General features: G+C 70.4%; 1 protein-coding gene. It reads right to left on the minus strand.

Annotation, left to right across the window (positions count from 1 at the left end; genetic code table 11):
- Positions 1 to 965 (minus strand): acyl-CoA carboxylase subunit beta (locus K4B79_RS47460; protein ID WP_308280647.1); only part of this gene is annotated, 965 nt, incomplete at both ends.

The following is a 965-nucleotide window of genomic DNA, read 5'->3' on the forward strand; positions in this document are numbered from 1 at the left end:
GCCAGCGTCGACGGCTGGTTCGCCACGATGCCGACGACCTGGCCGTCCAGGCGGGCCAGCGCGCAGATGATGTTGCGGGCCCAGCGCTCGTGGACCTCCAGGTAGTCGCCGTCGTCGACGATCTCCTCGATGACCTTGGTCATGTCGTAGGGCCGGTTGCCGTCCGCTGGGACTAGGTCCAGCAGGACGTCCGAGCGGCGCTCCGGCGCGTCGGTGGCCTCCACCCGGGGCGGGTTCTCGCGGTTGTTCTGCGGGAGCATCGACAGCAGGTAGCGGACCTCGGCGAGGCAGGTCTCCTCGTCGTCGTAGGCGAAGTGGCACACGCCGGAGGTCTCGGCGTGCACGTCCGCGCCGCCCAGGCCGTTCTGGGTGATCTCCTCGCCGGTGACCGCCTTGACCACGTCCGGGCCGGTGATGAACATCTGCGAGGTCTCGCGGACCATGAAGACGAAGTCCGTCAGCGCGGGGCTGTAGGCCGCGCCGCCGGCGCACGGGCCGAGCATCACACTGATCTGCGGGATGACGCCGGAGGCCTTGGTGTTGCGCTGGAAGATGCCGCCGTAGCCGGCCAGGGCGGAAACGCCCTCCTGGATCCGGGCGCCGGCGCCGTCGTTGAGGGAGACCAGCGGGGCACCGGCCGCGATGGCCATGTCCATGATCTTGTGGATCTTCGTGGCGTGGGCCTCGCCCAGCGCGCCGCCGAAGATCCGGAAGTCGTGCGCGTAGACGAAGACCGTCCGGCCCTCCACCGTGCCCCAGCCGGTGATCACACCGTCCGTGTACGGCTTCTTCGCCTCCAGGCCGAAGCCCTGGGCCCGGTGCCGGCGCAGCTGCTCGACCTCCCGGAAGGAACCGGGGTCGAGGAGCAGTTCGATGCGCTCCCGTGCGGTCAGCTTGCCCTTGGCGTGCTGCGCCTCGGTCGCCTTCTCGCTCGGGCCGGCCAGAGCCCGCGCACGGATGTCGTG

Origin of the sequence: Streptomyces lincolnensis (genome assembly GCF_021173675.1) — a bacterium.
Classification (GTDB): Bacteria; Actinomycetota; Actinomycetes; order Streptomycetales; family Streptomycetaceae; genus Streptomyces; species Streptomyces lincolnensis_B.